Origin of the sequence: Pseudomonas sp. Sample_24 (genome assembly GCF_004307605.1) — a bacterium.
Taxonomy (GTDB): Bacteria; Pseudomonadota; Gammaproteobacteria; order Pseudomonadales; family Pseudomonadaceae; genus Aquipseudomonas.
The window spans coordinates 1-18921 of the sequence record NZ_RCNW01000046.1; the positions used below are offsets into that span (position 1 = coordinate 1).

Here is an 18921-nt window from a genome sequence, read left to right on the forward strand (position 1 = left end):
GTTGCAGATACCGCTTGCGGGCCAGGATCGGCGCCGCCACGTTGAGGGCCAGCACTGCCAGGCAAATGCCATAGGCCGACCAGACATACAGGCCGTGATGGCCCATGGCGAGGAAATCGCCGAATGACGCAAAACTCATCGAGCGACCTCCAGGCTGCTTTGCACTTCGGCTTTCACCCAACTGGCCCGCGCTTCGCGCTTGAGCACTTCAAGGCGCATGCGCAGTAGCAATACCGCGCCGAAGAAGCAGTAGAAACCCAGCGCCGTGAGCAGCAATGGCAGCCACATCTCGGCGGGCATCGCCGGTTTTTCGGTGAGGGTGAAAGTCGCGCCCTGGTGCAGGGTGTTCCACCACTCCACCGAGTATTTGATGATCGGGATATTGATCACGCCGACAATCGCCAGCACCGCGCAGGCTTTGGCCGCACTGTCACGATTGCTGATGGCGTTGCCCAGCGCAATGAGACCGAAGTACAGGAAAAGCAGGATAAGCATCGACGTAAGTCGTGCATCCCAGACCCACCACGAGCCCCAGGTCGGTTTGCCCCAGATCGCCCCGGTGACCAGCGCCACGGCAGTCATCCAGGCACCGATGGGCGCTGCGCATTGCAGGGCGACGTCGGCCAGTTTCATCTTCCACACCAGCCCGACGACGCCGCACACCGCCAGCATCACGTAGATGGACTGCGCCAGCATGGCGGCCGGAACGTGGATATAAATGATGCGGAAGCTGTTGCCCTGCTGGTAGTCCGGCGGGGCGAACGCAAGGCCCCAGACCACGCCAACGCCGATCAGCAGCAACGCCGCGACACTCAGCCATGGCAGCATTTTGCCACTGATGCCGTAAAACCATTTGGGCGAGCCGAGCTTGTGAAACCACGTCCAGTTCATAGTGTTTCCGTCACGGTTGCTCTTTACTGTGAAGAGCCAGGGCCTGTCTTTCTTCAAAAGAAGTGATCAAAAAATGACCAGACCTCGTTATTATTCGCCGACGCTGATCTTCAGGCCAGCAGCTATTGCAAAAGGTGTCAGGGTTATCGCCAGGGCGGTCAGGCTACCCAGCCACAGCAGATAACCGGTCGCCGGCATGCCTTGCAAGGCGGCCTGCAAGGCGCCACTGCCAAGGATCAACACCGGGATGTACAACGGCAGAATCAGCAGCGCCAGCAACAGGCCGCCGCGCTTCAAACCCACCGTCAGCGCTGCGCCCACCGCTCCGAGCAGGCTCAGCACCGGTGTACCGAGCAACAACGAAAGCAGCAACACCGGCAGACAGGCGGCAGGCAAACCGAGCATCAACGCCAGCAAGGGTGCGAGCAAAACCAGTGCCAGGCCGGAAAACGCCCAGTGTGCCAGCACCTTGGCCAAAACCAGAAGAGCCAGGGGGTGCGGCGAAAGGACCCACTGTTCTAGGGATCCGTCTTCGAAATCACTGCGGAAAAGCCCGTCCAGCGAGAGCAGGACCGATAAAAGCGCGGCCACCCAGACCAACCCCGGAGACAAGGTTTGCAACAATTGAGACTCGGGACCGACCGCCAGCGGGAACAACGAAACCACAATCGCAAAAAACACCAGCGGATTGGCCAGCTCCGCAGGACGGCGGAACAATAATCGGGCCTCACGGGCCACCAACAGACCGAATACACTCATACGGCCCATTTCCCCAGATCGATGTCGCGATAACCGGCCGGCATGCGGCTCAGTGTATGGTGAGTGGTCAACACCACCATCCCACCGCGTTCGCAGTGCACGGCCAGGTGTTCTTCGAGTTGCGCCACGCCTTGTTTATCGAGGGCCGTGAATGGTTCGTCGAGAATCCACAGCGGCGGGCTTTCCAGATACAAACGCGCCAAGGCAACGCGGCGTTGCTGGCCGGCGGACAATGTGTGACAAGGCACATCTTCGAAACCGCGCAGCCCGACTGCGGCCAAAGCGTCCCGGATCGCTCCATGGGAAGCCGGTTGATGCAGGGCACAGAGCCAACTCAGGTTCTCTTCCGGCGTCAGCAAGTCCTTGATCCCGGCGGCATGGCCGATCCACAACAGATTGCGCGCCAGCTCGGTGCGTTGCTCGTTCAACGGCTGGCCGTTGAGCAGAACCTCACCGGCCGTCGGCTGCATCAGGCCCGATAACAGACGCAACAGGCTGGTCTTGCCACTGCCGTTGGGGCCGCTGATCTGTACCATTTCGCCACTGGCCAGTCGCAAATCGAGATTTTCGAAGAGCAGCCGAAGGTCTCGCTCACAGGCAAGGGCAACGGTTTGCAGGACAGGACTGGTCAAGGGTTCACGGGCCTTATACGGTTCAAGTCGGCTCTGGCGCGGCCGTTAAAGAGATGCAGGATAAATGTAATGGCGGCCCGAACTAACGAGCTGGATCAAATAATTGCAATGTTTCCGGCACTCTGTATACAACTGCGCGGCATTATACATGCCAGCTCCTACTCTAAAGAGTGCATTTTCCCAAGGTTGTGACCGCGTATGACAGGCGAAATGAACATCCTCCCGCTGCCGCAGATCACCCCGACTTCTGCGCGCCCACAGGTAGTAAGCGGCGAGTTGCTCAAGCTGCTGACGCCCATCGAAGGTCTGATCACGGCGGGCCAGACCGCCAAGGCTGAAGTGCTGTCGCTCAAGCAGGCGGACCAGACGTTCCAGCTATTGCTCAAGGTCACCCTCGAAAGCGGCCGCCAGACCACGGTCCAGGCCACCAGTAATCAACCGCTGGCCCAGGGCACCAGCGTCGCCGTGACGCAGCCGTCGGCGGGCAATCTGGCGATCACCGTTCAACAAGCCATTGCTTCCAGCGTCGCCACGCTCACCCGCATCGACACCGCGCAACTGCCAGTCGGTACGCTGTTGCAGGGCAAAGTGCTGACCTCCCAGGTGTTGCCTCAAGTGCCCGGCCAACCGACGGTGTTTCGCTCGATGGTCAGCCTGCTCAACACCGCATTGAGCGGCAGCACCCTGAGTGTCGACAGCCCGCAACCCTTGCGCATCGGCACCTTGCTCAGCGCGCAGGTGCAGGACACGCATACGCTGAAATTCGTACCGCTGAGCAGCCGTCAGGAACAGTTGGCGGTGACCCAGCAACTGGTCAGCCAGACCAGCCGTCAAGGTTCTCTAGATGGCTTGCTCAAGCTCCTGCAAAACCTGCCGCCTTCGAACCAGACCTCCAGTGACGTGCGTGCTGCGGTAGACAAGCTGCTGGCCGGACTGCCGGACGTTCACCAACTGAGTACACCAAAAGGCTTGGCGCTGGCGCTCGCCGGTAGCGGTGCGTTCCTCGAATCGAAACTGCTGACCGGCCAGAACCCGGCGCTGGCACCCGACATGAAAGGCGACCTGCTCAAGCTGATCGCGCAACTGACGCCGGGGCTGCCGGCCAGTACCAATCTCGGTGCAATCATCGCCGCCAACACCCTGGCCCAGGCGATGCCGAGTTTCGTGCGCAACGCGTTGGGCATGCTCGGACAGGTCAGTGCCAAGCCGTCGCCCACCAGTTTTCCACTGCCCGAACGGATGTTGCAGAGCGCGGACGGCGAAGACGATCTCGAACACCTGCTGCGCCTCGCCGCGGCAGCGGTTTCACGCCTGCAAAGCCATCAGTTATCGAGCCTGGAGCAAACCGGAGTGACCAACGACGGACGACTGATGAGCACCTGGCAGCTGGAAGTGCCAATGCGCAATCTGCAGGACATCGTGCCCTTGCAGATCAAGTTCCAGCGCGAAGACGCACCGGATAGCGATCAACCTCAGGAACGCCGCGACGAACGCGAGCCGAAACAACAATTGTGGCGGGTCGATCTGGCCTTCGACATGGAGCCGCTGGGGCCGATTCAGGTTCAGGCGCAGTTGATCAAGGGCAGCCTGTCCAGCCAGCTGTGGGCCGAACGGCCGTACACCGCCAGCCTCATCGAAAGCAATCTGGCGACATTGCGCGCGCGCATGCTCGATTGCGGCCTGAACGTCGGCGATCTCGATTGCCACCACGGCAAACCGCCCCAAGGCCCACAAACCCGCCTCGAACAACGCTGGGTCGACGAAAACGCATGAACATTCCCAACGCCCCACGCCAGGCCATCGCCCTCAAATACGACGGCAGCCACGCCCCTACCCTCACAGCCAAGGGCGACGAAGAACTGGCGGAAGAAATCCTGCGAATCGCCCGCGACTATGAAGTGCCGATCTACGAAAACGCCGAACTGGTGAGACTGCTGGCGCGGATGGAGCTCGGCGACAGTATTCCGGAAGCGCTGTATCGCACGATTGCCGAGATCATCGCCTTTGCCTGGAATCTCAAAGGCAAGTTTCCGGCGGGGCAGGATCCGGATGCGGTCATGGTCGAGAAGGACATTACCGAACGCGGGAAGGACTACTGAGGATTCAGGGACGCCATCGCCAGCAGGCTGGCTCCCACAGTGATCTGTGGTGGACCCGGATTTTGTGAACGACACCGAACGACTGTAGGAGCGAGCCTGCTCGCGATGGACGCAAGTGCGCCGCGCTCATTCAGAATGCCCATTCGCGGGCAGCCAGTGCCGGGGCCTGGTCAATTAAATCTCCCGGTGGGATTTGGCAGGGGCAGGCCGGTGGCAGGATCGAGGCCTTTCTCTGTGCTCAGTTTCTCGATCAGCTCTGCGGAGGGAATGACGGGAACCGCCGAGTCACGCTCTCGTTTCCATTGGAAGGTGCCGTCCCATTCGGGCAGGGTTGCAGGTGGGAGTGGGACGATGTCATCCAGGTCGGGGATTTTTGCCCCTAAATGTTCATGACGTCGCAGAAACAAGTTAATTTTTCTGTATCGTTCGACGCGTTCAGCATCCCGCTCAAGTGCCAGATAATAAAGCTCATCGGACGCTGGCGGGCCCTCGAATGCGTTAGCCATTCGACTGGCACTATTGGCATCGCCGTTACGAATTGCTGTCTGATAACCTTGCAGCGACTGTTGGTAATGTCCAGTAACTTTCGAATAACTCGAATAATTTCTTCCTGCTAATTTATGGCCTTGCTCCATAGCACATTTGTACATCGCCAGCATGATTTCGGCTGCATTAGGTACATAGGACAGAAGTCTGCCTACATAATATTGAGCATCCGGGTTCCCCAAGTCGGCTGCTCGACGAAAGTATGCTCTGGACGCAGCAACATCTTGTTTGACGCCATACCCTAACTCCAGGTAGTGCGCCATGTCGTAATAAGCTCCGGGAATGCCTCTGCCCACATAGTACTCAGCTAAATCAATGGTTTCTTTGCTTGAGCCAGGAGAGTGGGCCTGTCCGGTTGACAGTAGATACTGCAGGTTAGTCGCGGCTTTGTAATGGTCATGTGCAGCCGCGAGGCGATAATAGCGAGCGATCTCGTTGTAATCCTTCTGCCCTTTACGTTTTTCCAGGTAAAGACCATACCGATAGAGGATGTCCGCATCCTGATTCAACACCGGTAACGAATCGCTTTCGTGAACGCACTTGAATTCCAGACTACTGTAAGCGAAGTCCACCGACGCAGATTCAGGCATTGGCTCGTCTTTTTCTGAGCAGGCCGTGATCAGCAAGTAGCTGACAAACGCCAGTAGTAGTCTACCCAGCCCAAGCCGATTACTTATCAAATTTCGCCGCATGACATCACGCTTCACTGAGTACCTTCGCTATCATCCATTCACTTCCCGAACTGCCCACTTACAAATCCACACGGTAATGCTCAGGTGGTCTCGCTGAGTTTTGGCAGGGGCAGGCCGGTGGCAGGATCGAGGCCTTTTTCTACACTGAGTTTCTCGATCAGCTCTGCGGAAGGAATGACGGGCACCGCCGAGTCACGCTCACGTTTCCATTGGAAGGTGCCATCCCATTCGGGGAGGGTTGCAGGTGGGAGTGGGACGATGTCATCCAGGTCGGGGATTTTTGCTCCGAGGTGTTCGTGGCGTGTCAGGAAGTCGCTGATTTTATTGTATCGATCGACGCGTTCGTCATCTCGTTCAAGAGCCAGGTAGTAAAGCCTGTCGAAGGCTGGCGGCCCCTCGAAGGCATTTGCCAGATTTCCCGCACTGTTTGCGTCACCATCTTTAGTCGCATGTTGGTAGCCTTCCAAGGACTCTCGATACAAGCGTGAGACCTTCGAATAACTTGCATAATCTCTCCCCGCTAATCTATTCCCTTGCTGCATCGCGCACTGATACATCGCCAGCATGATTTTGGCCGTATTTGGAACATAGGACAGAAGTCTGCCTACGTAATATTGAGCATCCGGGTTCCCCAAGTCGGCTGCTCGACGAAAGTATGCTCTGGACGCAGCAACATCTTGTTTGACGCCATACCCTAACTCCAGGTAGTGCGCCATGTCGTAATAAGCTCCGGGAATGCCTCTGCCCACATAGTACTCAGCTAAATCAATGGTTTCTTTGCTTGAGCCAGGAGAGTGGGCCTGTCCGGTTGACAGTAGATACTGCAGGTTAGTCGCGGCTTTGTAATGGTCATGTGCAGCTGCGATACGATAATAGCGGGCGATCTCAGTGTAATCCTTTTGCCCTTTACGTTTTTCCAGGTAAAGACCATACCGATAGAGAATGTCCGCGCCCTGATCCAATACCGGAAACGAATCGCTTTCGTGAACGCACTTGAATTCCAGACTACTGAAAGCGAAGTCCACCGACGCAGATTCAGGCATTGGCTCGTCTTTTTTTGAGCAGGCCGTGATCAGCAGGTAGCTGACAAACGCCAGTAGCAGTCTACCCAGCCCAAGCCGATTACTTATCAAGTTTCGCCGCATGACATCACGCTTCACTGAGTACCTTCGCTATCATCCATTCACTTCCCAAACTGCCCACTTACAAATCCACACGGTAATGCTCAGGTGGCCTCGCTGAGTTTTGGCAGTGGCAGGCCGGTGGCAGGGTCGAGGCCTTTCTCTGCGCTCAGTTTCTCGATCAGCTCTGCAGAGGGAATGACGGGGACCGCCGAGTCACGCTCTCGTTTCCATTGGAAGGTGCCATCCCACGCAGGGAGGGTTGCAGGTGGGAGTGGGACTATGTCATCCAGGTCGGGAACTTTTGCGCCGAGGTGTTCGTGGCGTGTCAGGAAGTCGCTGATTTTATTGTATCGATCGACGCGTTCGTCATCTCGATGTAATGCCAAATAGCTTAGTTCATTAGACACAGGTGGTCCTTTGAATGCATTAGCGAGTCTATACGCACTCAGATCGTCGCCATTTCGGGTTGCTGCATGATAACCGTGCAGAGCTTCTTGATACTTTCCGATTACTTTCGTATAACTTGAATAACTTCTTCCTGCTAATCGATGCCCTTGTTCCATCGCACACTTGTACATTGCCATCATGATATCAGCCGTATTGGGAACGTAAGAGAGAAGCCGGCCTATGTAATACTGAGCGTCTGGACTTCCCAAGTCGGCAGCCCTCCGAAAGTAAGCTCTGGAAGCAGCAACATCTTGTTTGACGCCATAACCTAACTCCAGGTAATGCGCCATGTCGTAATAGGACCCAGGAATGCCTTTGGCCACATAGTACTCAGCTAGATCAATGGTCTCTTTGCTTGAGTCGGGAGAATGGGTCTGTCCGGTTGACAGCAGATATTGCAGATTAGTCGCGGCTTTGTAATGATCATGTGCAGCCGCGATACGATAATAGCGAGCGATGTCGTTGTAATCCTTCTGTCCTTTACGTTTTTCCAAGTAAAGGCCATACCGATAGAGGACGTCCGCGTCCTTGTTCAATTCCGGCAAGGAATCGCGTTCATACACACACTTAAACCCCAATCTACCGTAGGCAAAGTCTATTTGCGAAGGTTCGAGCATCCTTTCTTCCTTTTTCGAGCACGCCAACATAAAAAAACAAAAAAATAAAACAATAATTACTTTCTTCATCGCTCAGTCCCAATTTTTTCTTTCAGGACTCTCTTGCAAAAATTCAACTAACGATGCAACTGGAGATTTTAAATCCATTGCCATTTTTCTTTGCAGTCCCTCCACTCTTCGGGCGTTATTTTCTACAAGAATCTCATTCCACCTTTTGAACATCCCATCCATATCAGATCCAAATGCTTCTCCCCCCGTATGCACCCCAAACAAATGCTCCCGCAACGGTTTCGTAACCGCAGGATCCTCAATACAAATATTCAATTCACTGTCTACCTGCATACTGCGGGTATTGATGTTCGCTGAGCCCAGCGTGGTAAAAACATCGTCGACAATCATCAACTTGCTGTGCACATACACATCCATCCACTGTCCGGGCGGTGAGTCTGGCGCTACCAACGTACAGATATGCACTTTCAACCCGGGAATTTCGGACGGTGAAATAATTTCCCGATCAAGGCCTGGAAGTCTTTTTTCGAGCGTTTCAACCTTGGCCCGTGCCTGCGCCAGGTTGGTTTTCAGCGTTTCGTAATAGCGCGCCGCCGACGCCTCAGGGTCAGTGCCGTATATTCTTTCAAAAACCCCTTTGTTCACCGTGGCCAAACGTTCTGCTTGTTTGGCTTGCTCAATGTCGGCCAACAATTGGTCACGACGTTCGGCTCTGGCCACCCCCGGCATCAGTTCCGGACGCCCCAATTGCTTCAACATGCGGAACGTATTGACCGAGCCGTCACCCATGGCCTCCTGGGTGGAGTTGGTGACGACGAAGAGATAGAGCGGCCCATATGTTTCGAGATCGCGCCCGCCGTCGATGAGGGCTTGCGCAACGCTTTTGATCTTTTCCGCCAGGGGTGGCCAGCGAAAGTATTGGTTCTCGATGTAGATGAATCGGGTCGTGTTGTTGACGGCTTTCAAATACAGCTTCTCGATGTCTCGCTTGTTGTCCTGGCTTTGCGTCCTGAGGATCTGGGCCATGACGGCGGTGCCATGCCCTGGTCGTACATGAAGTTGCGGGGCGATGTGTTGACGAGAAGCCAGCAGGTCGATGCGGGTTTCTTTTTTCCAGGCCACACAAAAATTGTGATTCAGGTGCTCAAGCACCGGGCCGGTCACCCGGCTGGAAATATCCTGCCTGGGCGTTTCGCCATTGCGTCCGAACTGTGGATGCAGTCGCTCGTAGCTGTGCTGGTCATTGTCCCAGTAGGCATCCAGCGTGTTATGCCCCATGACAAAACCCACCGCGACCTGCGGTTTTTCATAATCCACCAGGACCATTTTCTGGTGATGGGTCGGTTCGGCAAACATCGCCACCGAACTCATGACTTTGTTGCGGGTACTGCGATCCTCATCCATCGATTTCATGGTCAGCCGCCAGGCAATCTCTGCCCGGTCAAGCAAGCCGAAGTCGCGGGTAACGAACTCGATGTTCTTGATGCTCAACGAGGGCTCGTTGCCCCACATCAGCATGCGGAAGAAGCGTTGTACCAGCTCGATCGGACCGGTTTCAGCGCCGGTGTAGGCAAGCCGGATCTGCCGATACCACAACTTGTCATACTCGACTTGCGCGTCGTTTCGGTTTTGCCTGAACTTGCCGAACCAATTGGAAACGTTGTCACCCGGGGTCGAATTCTCCGAAGTCTGGGCCACGCGCAACGTGTCGTACCAGCACAGGATCCGGACTTGAACACCTTCGTTGGCTTTCTTGATCAGCAGATCACCAATGCACAGCGAACTGGTGTCGCCCCGCTTGAAATACATCGAAGGCTGAAAGCCCCAGCAGATGATTTCCACGCTGCTTTTGGCCGCCAGGATGGCGTCATACACCGCACCGAACGCACGCTCGCCGTTGACCAGAGGTTCGAAAGTCGCGGGCACCGGATGGTATTCGGTGTTCTGCACGAACCACGGCAGGTTGAGCTGACATGACATGGTTTTGCTGGTGGCGACCGGGACAGTGATCGTGGGGGTGGTCATCTTCAAGCCTCCGGCTTCGGCGAGTTAAGTTGGGTGTATGCCTGGCGGAACTGACTGGCGTCATCCGGGGGCGTGATCTCGGGATGTGGCTGGCTCGAATGGCGTTGAAAACCCTGATTCGCCCGCTCGGCGTTGTCCGGATCATCCGTGTAGTCGCCGGCCACCGGCACGTTGTACTTGACCCCGTTAGCCAGCTCGATGCGGTAACGGCTGGTGGTGGCATGGTGGTCAACGGCGATTTGGCCACTGGCATCCATGACACCGTTTCCAGCCGGCGCGCCATCGGCGAACACCTTGTAAGGCATGCCTGCCCAGGGCTGATAACCTGCGACACTGCTTTGCCCCACCATCAATGTGAGCGTTTGCCTGAGCGAGGCTGTGGGCCACGCCGGGTTATCGCGATTGAGTTGCGCCGGGCCACTGAACGTTTTCTTCACACCCTTTACATCAACGGTGCCGGGCGCATGGATTTCGATATTGCCGTCTTTGATACGGATGTAGGCGCCGCCGCTGGTGAGCAGGATTTCCTCCTGCGCGGCGATCTCGACGGTGCGTGCGGTCGACGTTATGCGCACGCTGTCCCTGGCGGTGAGCTCGATGCAATCGCTCTGCGCCTGGATTTCGATCTTGCCTTTGGCCGCAAACAATTTGGCGCCCGCCGCCCGGGCAAACAGGCTGATCCCTTCAGCGACGCTGGCCAGCAATGACTTGCCGCTGGCGAGGTTGATGTCCTCACCCGTTGAGAGAGTCAACTGCTTGCCGCTGTGCAGGTGGGTATTTTGCGGCGTCGCAGTGGCGATGTCGGCCGGGGCCGAAGCGATCAGCAACGGTTTGTGGTAACCGGGGGTCTGGCCCCGGCCGCCACTGCTGATCGCTGCATCGGTATCACCCGCGTTGCGCGTTTGCCGCTTGGCGCTGGAAACGCTGTTGTCATTGCTGCCATAGTTAAGCTGAGTGTCGGCGGTCAGTTGCTCAAGGCTGTCGACGCCCCCCTGCATCGGCAGGGCATTGTGCTGCTGAGCGGCCTCGGACAATGCCCTTACGCGCTCCTGTGCATTCGTCAGTTGTAGCCGGGCTTCTCGAACATCGACCTGGCCGCCTTGAGCGTTGTTGCGCGGCCATGTGCTCAGATACAGCCCTTGCTGTGCGCGCAAGGCACCGTAGGCATCCGTACGTAACTCAAAACCGGTGCCGCGCAAGCCGCCGCGCTGATTGCCCTGTTGATCTATCAGGTAGCCGAGGTTCAGCTGGCTGTGTCCATGACTGCTGTGGATCTGGGTACGAACCTGGCCCGTGGAGTCGTCCATCACCCACTGGTTGTAGCCGCGCCCCTGGATTTCCCGGCTTTTATAACCACTCATCAAACCGCTTGAGTGCCAGGCGGGCTTATGCCCGCCGTAGACTTGCCCCATCACCAGTGGCCGGTCGATGTCGTTGTCGAGGAAGGTGATCACAACTTCCTCACCAGAGCGGGGCACATTCACACTTCCCCACTCCTGGCCGCTGCTGGCCTGCATCATGCGCAGCCAACATGAGCCCAGTTCGCCATCCTTTACCAGGCGGTCCCAATGGAAGCGTACGCAGATCCGATTAAGGCTGTCGGTAAAGACTTCGCGGCCGCTCGGGGCCACTACGACTGCGGTCTGCGGGCCGGGACTGGCCGGTTTGGCATGAGCGAACGGGCTGCGATAAGCGATGTCCAGACGCTGAGTCTCAAAGCGGTTCAGGTAGAAGCCTTCGCTTTTCACTGCGTACATCGACTGGCGCTGCTCGGATTCGAAAAGCGCATTCAGGCTGCCGGGCGGGCTGATTCGCTGCATGCCGACTGGCAGGTTGCTCTGGGCGAAGAACTCCACCGCGATGATCAGGAATTGGCGCTCCTTGATCGTCTTGAATTCATACAACGGATGTTGGGCCAGTTCGAATCCATGACCGGGTTGCATCTGGCGCACGCCGCCTTGTCCCTGTATGCGTCTGGCAGCCGATTCGTCCTGTTCAATCTGCACACGGCTGAGCCAATCGCCACGGTCGGGATTCTGCCAGGCATATTGCCCCCGGTATTGATAACGCTCGAGATCCGGTGGCGCCGATGCAGCAGGCAGCGCCACGGTTCGCGTGACCTGTGATCGGGCATGACAGAAATAGTCATTGCTGCTTGCTTGCACTGCACCATTGAGCAATCGGGCACCGGGGCTCCATTGAGTGATGCTGTCTTGCAGGTCGGCCGCCTGTTGCGTGTGGAACCGCAGGGTCGCCGGGGTGAGGGTCGGCAGGAACATGAGACTGTCAGTGAAAACGATGCAGTGACTGTCCACCTCATGTTGCACATACCAGAACAAACCTTCTTGCTCACACCAGCGCTGCACGAAATGGGCATCGGTCTCGTTGAACTGGGTGACGTAGGACAGCAGTGGATATTCCCGTGACAGTTCGAAGCGGTACGCTCCCCTCGCCGGGCTGTAGTGCTGGAACACTTGGGCAAGGATGTCGGGAAGGCTCATTTCCTGCCAGATCCGGCAATCCACACGGTATTCCAACAGGCTGAACCAGGGAGCGAAGACCAGTTGCCAGTCGTCCAGCCCGCCGTCGCTTCCCAGGTAACGCACGCTTTCCACCCAGCCATGCCTGGGGCTGTAGCTACCGTCGTCCAGCTTGATGCCCAGTTGCACCGCCTGACCAATGAGTAGCTCCGGGTCGAATGCTGCAGCCTGATTGATCACGTCGACCGTGTAACGCGGCACTCGACCCAACCGCTCCTGACCATGGGCTCGCAGCGCGAACAGCTCTTGCCCTTGGGGTGTTGTCAGTTGCAACAAGCGCTCGGCCTGGCTCAGCGGATGGCCGAACGAGGACATCGCGGTGTCAGTGATTGAATTCACCGTTCAAACTCCATTTGTCATGAGTCCTTGATGCTTCAGCCGATCAGCCAGCCTTGGGTCTGGTTGGCCGAGGTAAGGTCCAATATCCAAACGGCGCAGCCAGGTTCAGCGCGGGCGGTCAGCCAGGCGAGGCCGATTTGTACCCATTGCTCGGTCACTGGCCCGAATCGAGCGCCAAGGGGGCTGAGGCAGATCTGTCGGTCAAGATCCAACCCGGGCAAAAAGTCCCGGGCATACTCGTTGAGCTGGATGAGCCGCTGGCGATCGATCGCGCCACCTGCGATCAGCACGCTTACTCGCGCAAGATCAATGGCCGTAACCTCACACAGCGCTGTCATCAACCTTTCGAAAATTTGCGTATCGGGGCGAGCCCGTGAAGTGCGAGCAAGATGATCCAGTTCGATCGGCGCAAACAGCTTCAGGGGGCTGTGGGACCTCGGATCTGTCTGCGCCGATTGGCGGCGCAGCAGCACCGCACTAACCGCTTCGCCAGCCATCTCCTCAGGCGGACACAACGTTATCTGTTCCTCGCAGGCCCACGTGTCCAGGCTTAGGCACAACAGGTATTGCGCTCCCGCACTGTGAGCCAGAACCTCGGGCAACCACTGCGCCGCAGATTGTGTCTGCAGGTCAAAACCACGATGCGGCAATAGCTCAGTCGGCCAAAGGCTCAGGGCTCGATCAAGCCAGTCCATGGCGCGGACTGCACCCGGAACGAACAACACAACCTGAGTGTTGCGCCAATCGATTGAATGCCGAAATGCCGGCGCCCATGTGTTCAGAGCTGCCTTGAGGATTTCGCTGGAGCGACCGAGCGCCTCGGCTTCCGGCCATCCTGTGGCCGGGGTGGCTAAACGGCGGACAGGCCGACTAAGTCCCCGCGTATCAAGCAGGCGTGGGTCTTGAAAGACGTCGGCATGCAGCCCCGCCAGCTCACTCGCTGGCAACGGCGCGTCATATGAGCCACAAGGAAGCCAGACCCAGGCCCGGATAATGTCGACGCTGGCGGAGGCGAATTTGCCCTCGGGAAATACCATGCCTGCCAGACGTTGCTGCTCCTGCGCGGCCAAACGCCGCTCGGAGATTCGATCGTAGATACTCGTACGGATTGCCATCCCTAATCCTTAGAGAACGCCGGTGTCCTTTTGTGTAGCAACCAACCGCGCACCACAGGAAACCAGATCACCGTCGCGGGCCACCGCTCTGTCATCGACCAGCAGCGTTTCGTCACCACTGACGATGGAACACTCCCCGTGAGGGCAGGACACCCGATCGCCGAGTCTCGCAACCGCGAGACCATTGATAAAAGTCGAGGGTGATCCTTCAAGCACCCTCCCTCCGCTAGAAGTCGGGTCGTCGATAACGATGATTGGTCGCACAGGAATCGTCCGTGTTTGCACTGTGCTGCACGGTACTGACGGCAAACAATTGTCACAAGTCGGCGCATTCCGTAAAACTTGTAGCCTGGGGTCGTAGGACGGCGTGGTCCTTGTCCTAGGACCGCCCAGCAACGAGATTACAAAGTGCCGATCTGCAAAAACGCCGAGCTGGTGAGGTTGCTGGCGCGAATGGAATTGGGCGATAGCATTCCGGATGAGTTGTATCGCAAGATTGCCGAGATCATCGCCTTTGCGTGGAATTTGAAAGACAAGTTTCCGGCGGGGCAGGATCCGGGTGCGGTCATGGTCGAGAAGGACATCACCGAACGCGGGGATGATTACTGAGGATTCAAGGACGCCATCGCGGGCAAGCCCGCTCCCACAATGATTGATGGTGCACACAAAGTTTGTGACCACCACTCAAACCCTGTGGGAGCGGGCTTGCCCGCGATGGCGATTTCAGGCCCTAACGACCTGATCAGTTCCTATGCAACTTGCTCATCAACTCCGCCTCAGCCTGGGTCAAGCCGCAGGACTGGGTCAGTTCGTCGACGCTCGCGCCCATCCCGACCAGTCGCGCCGCCTGGGCGAACGACAGGCTGGTGGGGTCGCGCTGTTCCAGCTGAACGAGTTTGTCCGGCAATGGCGCGACGATCGCACGTAGCTCATGCAGGTCTTCACCCATGCGCACGTTGCCATTCTGATAGTCGTCAACGCGCTTGCCCAGGTCCTTGATGCGCTGATCCCGCTGCGCATCACTCTGGGCCTGTTGTGCGGCGATCTGCTTCTGAGCGCGAATGTACGCCAGGAACATCGCCAGCGTGCCTGCCCAGAACAGGAACAGGACAATGACCGCAACCTCAAGAATCAATCAGATACTCTCCAGTTCCGACCATTCTTCTTCGCTCATCATCTTGTCCAGTTCGACCAGGATCAGCAGTTCGTTGTTCTTGTTGCACACGCCTTGAATGAACTTGGCGGATTCTTCGTTACCGACGTTTGGCGCGGTTTCGATTTCCGACTGACGCAGGTAAACCACTTCGGCCACGCTGTCGACCATGATCCCGACAACCTGCTTGTCGGCTTCGATGATGACGATACGGGTGTTGTCGCTGATTTCGGCATTCATCAGGCCGAAGCGCTGGCGGGTGTCGATCACGGTGACCACATTACCGCGCAGGTTGATGATGCCCAGCACGTAGCTCGGCGCACCCGGGACCGGGGCGATTTCGGTGTAGCGCAGGACTTCCTGAACGCGCATCACGTTGATGCCGTAGGTCTCGTTATCCAGCTTGAAGGTGACCCATTGCAGGATCGGATCTTCGGAACCTTTTGCCGCCGTTGCCTTGTCATTCATACCCTGACCCCTCAAGAAACCGCCCTGGCGGTGTTGTTCTGTTATGTAGTTTTATGCGGCGGTTTACTGCCGCCCATATGCTTTGCGCCGCCGCTGGCGATCAACTCGGCCAGCGCGGAAACGTCGAGCAACGCACACATGTGTTCAATCACCGTGCCGGCCAGCCATGGCCGCTGGCCACGGTGACTGCGCCACTTGATTTCGTTCGGGTCCAGGCGCAACGAACGACTGACTTGATGCACCGCCAGCCCCCATTCGTAACCCTGAACCGAAATGACGTATTGCAGGCCCTGCTTGAAATCGTCGCGATAACGGTCGGGCATGACCCAGCGAGCGGTATCCAGCACTTTGAGGTTGCCGGCCTGGCTCGGCAGGATCCCGAGGAACCACTCCGGCTGCCCGAACAACGGCGTCAGTTCATGACCGGCCAGGGAATAAATCGAACCCAGGCACACCAGCGGCACCGCCAGGGTCAAGCCGGCGACATCGAACAACAGGCATTCGAACGGCTCGGCAGCCCAGGAAGGACGATCGTCGGTTTCCAGCGGTGGCGGTGTGTTGGCGGGCGGCAGATGAACTTCGACCACCGGCGCCACCAGCGTTGGCTGCACCTCGGCAACCTTCGGTTCCGGCACTTGCTGTACTTCGGCGACGGGCGCCGCCAGTGTTTGCAGCAATGGCGCGATGGTCGATACCGACGGCAGCATCGACGTGGGTGCTTCGATCACAGCAATTGCCGGACGTGCAGGCACTTCCATCGGCACGGCCGCTTTGGCGACCGGCTCGGCAGTAAAACCAGCCTGCCGGGCGTCACGAGCCTGCTCTTCAAGCACCGCGGCCTGGAACTCATCGAGTGCCGCTTCGTCTTCGACCACCTCAGGAAGCGGGTCAAGCGGAGCCAACAGTTCCTCGGTCACCTCTTGCAGAAGGTTGTCCAGATACGACTGCAGCGCCAATTGCGGACGCGACGTGAGTTTCAATGGCCGGTCAAGACTCATCTCACGCCACCTGCGGAACAAGTTGTGCCGCCAGCAGATGCTTGAGCAAGGCGCGGTAAGCCAGGACGCCGCGACTCTTGCCGTCGAATTGCGAAGGCGTCAGCCCGGCCCGGCTGGCATCGCGCAGGCGGGTGTCCACCGGGATGTAGCCTTGCCAGATTTCCTCTGGAAATTTATCGCGCAGGACCCGCAGCGTGCCCAGGGAGGCCTGGGTGCGGCGGTCGAACAGTGTCGGCACGATGGTGAACGGCAACGCCTGTTTGCGGGATCGGTTGATCATCGCCAACGTGTTGACCATGCGCTCCAGGCCTTTGACCGCCAGGTGTTCGGTCTGCACCGGGATCACCAGCTGCTGGCTCGCCGCCAAGGCATTGACCATCAGCACACCGAGCAGCGGCGGGCTGTCGATCACCGCGTAATCGAAGTCTTGCCACAACTGCGCCAGGCTCTTGGCGATCACCAGTCCCAGCCCACTCTGCCCCGGCGACTGACGCTCGAGGGTCGCCAGCGCGGTGCTCGAAGGCAGCAGGGAAATGCGCGGGTCGCTGGTCGACAGCAGCAGCTGCCCCGGCAAGCCCTGGGGCACGTTGCCCTTGTGCAGGAACAGGTCGTAGTTGCTATGTTCCAGGCTGTCGGGGTCGTAACCGAAATAGCTGGTCATCGAGCCGTGGGGGTCGAGGTCGACCACAACCACGCGCTTGCCCGCCTCGGCCAGCAAACCGGCTAAAGCGATGGATGAAGTGGTTTTACCGACACCACCCTTTTGATTGGCGACTGCCCAGACTCTCATTCGGATTGTTCCTCCCGGCCCAATGAATCGACCGAGAAATAGCTCAACGTGTTAATGCGGGTGACGGAGAATTGACGGCGCTCTCTCGTACCGGCGACTTGACCGGGGTCGGTGCAGTTTGTGTGCCAGCACGCTTCAACGCGGCATCCGGTTGCGCATTGGCAGTTCCAGTGCCAGTCAGGCTGCGGCGTACATCGAGGTTGCGCGACACCACCAGCACCACGCGCCGATTACGTGCCCGGCCTTCTGCCGTGGCGTTGTTGGCGACCGGCTGGAATTCGCCATAGCCCACCGATGCCAATCGACCGGGATTCACACCCTGCATCGCCAGCATGCGCACAATGCTGGCTGAGCGGGCCGACGACAGTTCCCAGTTGGTCGGGTACTGCGCGGTACGAATAGGCTGATCGTCGGTGAAGCCTTCGACATGAATCGGGTTGTCGAAGGGTTTCAGGATCGCCGCGACCTTATCGATGATGTTGAAAGCGATGTCACTGGGCATGGCGTCGCCACTGCCGAACAACAGGCTGGAGTTGAGCTCGATCTCCACCCACAACTCGTTGCCACGCACGGTCATCTGGTTGGACTGGATCAGATCACCGAACGCCGCACTGATGTCGTCGGCGATGCTCTTCAGCGGATCGCTGCTACCGGCGACGCCGGCGTCGACTTGCTCGCTGTCTTTGACCAACGGCTTGGCCGGGGTCACGGTCTTTGGTCGCTCCTCACCGATCGGAATCGGCTTGAGCGCGCGGTCGCTGTCGGTGAAAACACCGATCAGCGCCTCGGAGATGATCTTGTACTTGCCTTCGTTGATCGACGAGATCGAATACATCACCACGAAAAAAGCGAACAGCAGCGTGATGAAATCCGCGTAGGACACGAGCCAGCGCTCGTGGTTAACGTGTTCTTCCTGATGCCGACGACGAGCCATTAGGTTAGTCCCTTAATCCATGAAGCCTTGCAGCTTCAACTCAATGGAGCGTGGGTTTTCACCTTCGGCGATCGACAGAATCCCTTCCAACAACATTTCGCGATAACGCGATTGGCGCAACGCGATGGATTTGAGTTTGGCGGCAATCGGCAACAGCACCAGGTTGGCGCTGGCTACGCCATAAATGGTGGCGACGAACGCTACGGCGATGCCGCTGCCCAATTGCGACGGGTCAGCAAGGTTGCCCATCACATGGATCAGGCCCATTACTGCACCGATGATGCCGATGGTGGGCGCATAACCGCCCATGCTTTCGAAGACTTTGGCCGCTTCGATGTCGCGGCTTTCCTGAGTGTAGAAATCCACTTCCAGAATGCTGCGGATCGCTTCCGGTTCGGCGCCATCCACCAGCAATTGCAGGCCTTTGCGCGAGTAGTTGTCGGGTTCGGCGTCGGCCACCCCTTCCAGACCGAGCAAGCCTTCCTTGCGTGCGGTCAGGCTCCAGTTGACGACACGATCTACGCCGCCTGCCAGGTCGACACGCGGCGGAAACAGAATCCACGCGAGAATCTGCATCGCGCGCTTGAAGGCGCTCATTGGCGATTGCAGCAATGCCGCACCAATGGTCCCGCCGAGTACGATCAAGGCTGCGGGGCCGTTGGCCAGCGCACCCAGATGGCCGCCTTCGAGGTAGTTGCCGCCGATGATGGCGACGAACGCCATGATGATGCCGATAAGGCTGA

At 57.9% G+C, this 18921-nt stretch carries 19 protein-coding genes and 1 pseudogene; 3 read left to right on the top strand and 17 right to left on the bottom strand.

Translation table 11 applies throughout. The features are described 5' to 3' along the window. The 4 genes from ccmD to ccmA all read right to left on the bottom strand — a co-directional run. On the bottom strand, window positions 1-139 hold a 139-nt coding region (ccmD, locus tag D8V06_RS02330), incomplete at its 3' end, for a heme exporter protein CcmD (protein WP_130930367.1). Further along, entirely contained in the window at window positions 136-891 is a 756-nt protein-coding gene (locus D8V06_RS02335; protein ID WP_056852993.1) for a heme ABC transporter permease, read from the bottom strand. The genes D8V06_RS02335 and ccmD, both read right to left, overlap by 4 nt. A gap of 90 nt (window positions 892-981) precedes the next feature. Then, window positions 982-1650, bottom strand: coding sequence for a heme exporter protein CcmB (ccmB, locus tag D8V06_RS02340; RefSeq protein ID WP_007980754.1), 669 nt, complete (start codon window positions 1648-1650; stop codon window positions 982-984). Beyond that, window positions 1647-2282: a cytochrome c biogenesis heme-transporting ATPase CcmA gene (gene ccmA / locus D8V06_RS02345; protein ID WP_130930368.1), complete on the bottom strand. Its 636-nt coding sequence runs from the start codon at window positions 2280-2282 to the stop codon at window positions 1647-1649. The genes ccmB and ccmA overlap by 4 nt, the downstream gene beginning before the upstream one ends. 198 nt (window positions 2283-2480) lie before the next feature. Here ccmA and D8V06_RS02350 point away from each other — a divergent pair, with 198 nt between their 5' ends. Next, window positions 2481-4055: a flagellar hook-length control protein FliK gene (locus tag D8V06_RS02350; RefSeq protein WP_130908467.1), complete on the top strand. Its 1575-nt coding sequence runs from the start codon at window positions 2481-2483 to the stop codon at window positions 4053-4055. Beyond that, window positions 4052-4381, top strand: a complete 330-nt coding sequence (locus D8V06_RS02355; RefSeq protein WP_130930369.1) for an EscU/YscU/HrcU family type III secretion system export apparatus switch protein — start codon at window positions 4052-4054, stop codon at window positions 4379-4381. Before D8V06_RS02350 ends, D8V06_RS02355 begins: the two co-directional genes overlap by 4 nt. 170 nt (window positions 4382-4551) lie before the next feature. Here the strand turns inward: D8V06_RS02355 and D8V06_RS02360 are convergent, their stop codons facing one another. The 7 genes from D8V06_RS02360 to D8V06_RS02390 all read right to left on the bottom strand — a co-directional run bounded on the left by D8V06_RS02360 (window position 4552) and on the right by D8V06_RS02390 (window position 14120). Then, the gene (locus D8V06_RS02360) at window positions 4552-5619 is read right to left on the bottom strand and encodes a DUF6396 domain-containing protein (protein WP_241667760.1); all 1068 of its coding nucleotides are present in this window, start codon (window positions 5617-5619) and stop codon (window positions 4552-4554) included. 80 nt (window positions 5620-5699) lie between these two features. Further along, entirely contained in the window at window positions 5700-6779 is a 1080-nt protein-coding gene (locus tag D8V06_RS02365; protein WP_241667757.1) for a DUF6396 domain-containing protein, read from the bottom strand. A gap of 65 nt (window positions 6780-6844) precedes the next feature. Then, entirely contained in the window at window positions 6845-7876 is a 1032-nt protein-coding gene (locus D8V06_RS02370) for a sel1 repeat family protein (RefSeq protein WP_241667758.1), read from the bottom strand. A gap of 3 nt (window positions 7877-7879) precedes the next feature. After that, complete coding sequence (locus D8V06_RS02375) at window positions 7880-9841, bottom strand: phospholipase D-like domain-containing protein (RefSeq protein WP_130930370.1); 1962 nt, start codon at window positions 9839-9841, stop codon at window positions 7880-7882. A 2-nt stretch (window positions 9842-9843) separates the two neighbouring features. Then, the gene (locus D8V06_RS02380; protein WP_130930371.1) at window positions 9844-12720 is read right to left on the bottom strand and encodes a type VI secretion system Vgr family protein; all 2877 of its coding nucleotides are present in this window, start codon (window positions 12718-12720) and stop codon (window positions 9844-9846) included. Between the two features lie 35 nt (window positions 12721-12755). Further along, the gene (locus D8V06_RS02385; RefSeq protein WP_241667759.1) at window positions 12756-13790 is read right to left on the bottom strand and encodes a hypothetical protein; all 1035 of its coding nucleotides are present in this window, start codon (window positions 13788-13790) and stop codon (window positions 12756-12758) included. A 54-nt stretch (window positions 13791-13844) separates the two neighbouring features. After that, window positions 13845-14120, bottom strand: a complete 276-nt coding sequence (locus D8V06_RS02390; RefSeq protein WP_330219570.1) for a PAAR domain-containing protein — start codon at window positions 14118-14120, stop codon at window positions 13845-13847. 111 nt (window positions 14121-14231) lie between these two features. On the opposite strand from D8V06_RS02390, the pseudogene D8V06_RS02395 reads away from it, so the two are divergent. After that, window positions 14232-14444: pseudogene (locus tag D8V06_RS02395) on the top strand (EscU/YscU/HrcU family type III secretion system export apparatus switch protein); the annotation flags it as partial. A 133-nt stretch (window positions 14445-14577) separates the two neighbouring features. Here D8V06_RS02395 and D8V06_RS02400 read toward each other — a convergent pair. The 6 genes from D8V06_RS02400 to D8V06_RS02425 all read right to left on the bottom strand — a co-directional run. Beyond that, entirely contained in the window at window positions 14578-14970 is a 393-nt protein-coding gene (locus D8V06_RS02400) for a DUF2802 domain-containing protein (protein ID WP_056853000.1), read from the bottom strand. Then, window positions 14971-15456, bottom strand: coding sequence for a chemotaxis protein CheW (locus D8V06_RS02405; protein WP_007980742.1), 486 nt, complete (start codon window positions 15454-15456; stop codon window positions 14971-14973). Between the two features lie 41 nt (window positions 15457-15497). Beyond that, window positions 15498-16454 (bottom strand): CheW domain-containing protein, encoded by a 957-nt coding sequence (locus tag D8V06_RS02410; protein WP_056853001.1) that lies wholly within the window; start codon window positions 16452-16454, stop codon window positions 15498-15500. Window position 16455: 1 nt separating this feature from the next. After that, window positions 16456-17244 carry a ParA family protein gene (locus D8V06_RS02415; RefSeq protein WP_056853002.1) on the bottom strand — a complete coding sequence of 263 codons (789 nt, stop codon included), beginning with the start codon at window positions 17242-17244 and terminating at the stop codon, window positions 16456-16458. A gap of 43 nt (window positions 17245-17287) precedes the next feature. Beyond that, window positions 17288-18178, bottom strand: coding sequence for a flagellar motor protein MotD (motD, locus tag D8V06_RS02420; protein ID WP_056853003.1), 891 nt, complete (start codon window positions 18176-18178; stop codon window positions 17288-17290). A gap of 12 nt (window positions 18179-18190) precedes the next feature. Beyond that, window positions 18191-18921: flagellar motor protein (locus D8V06_RS02425; protein WP_130930373.1), on the bottom strand; the 731-nt coding region annotated here is incomplete at its 5' end.

Bases quoted from the DNA above. Each gene is read 5' to 3' on its own strand.
- D8V06_RS02335 (WP_056852993.1), bottom strand. From the start codon at position 891: ATGAACTGGACGTGGTTTCACAAGCTCGGCTCGCCCAAATGGTTTTAC.
- ccmB (WP_007980754.1), bottom strand. From the start codon at position 1,650: ATGAGTGTATTCGGTCTGTTGGTGGCCCGTGAGGCCCGATTATTGTTC.
- D8V06_RS02350 (WP_130908467.1), top strand. From the start codon at position 2,481: ATGACAGGCGAAATGAACATCCTCCCGCTGCCGCAGATCACCCCGACT.
- D8V06_RS02355 (WP_130930369.1), top strand. From the start codon at position 4,052: ATGAACATTCCCAACGCCCCACGCCAGGCCATCGCCCTCAAATACGAC.
- D8V06_RS02360 (WP_241667760.1), bottom strand. From the start codon at position 5,619: ATGCGGCGAAATTTGATAAGTAATCGGCTTGGGCTGGGTAGACTACTA.
- D8V06_RS02370 (WP_241667758.1), bottom strand. From the start codon at position 7,876: ATGAAGAAAGTAATTATTGTTTTATTTTTTTGTTTTTTTATGTTGGCG.
- D8V06_RS02375 (WP_130930370.1), bottom strand. From the start codon at position 9,841: ATGACCACCCCCACGATCACTGTCCCGGTCGCCACCAGCAAAACCATG.
- D8V06_RS02405 (WP_007980742.1), bottom strand. From the start codon at position 15,456: ATGAATGACAAGGCAACGGCGGCAAAAGGTTCCGAAGATCCGATCCTG.
- D8V06_RS02410 (WP_056853001.1), bottom strand. From the start codon at position 16,454: ATGAGTCTTGACCGGCCATTGAAACTCACGTCGCGTCCGCAATTGGCG.
- D8V06_RS02415 (WP_056853002.1), bottom strand. From the start codon at position 17,244: ATGAGAGTCTGGGCAGTCGCCAATCAAAAGGGTGGTGTCGGTAAAACC.
- motD (WP_056853003.1), bottom strand. From the start codon at position 18,178: ATGGCTCGTCGTCGGCATCAGGAAGAACACGTTAACCACGAGCGCTGG.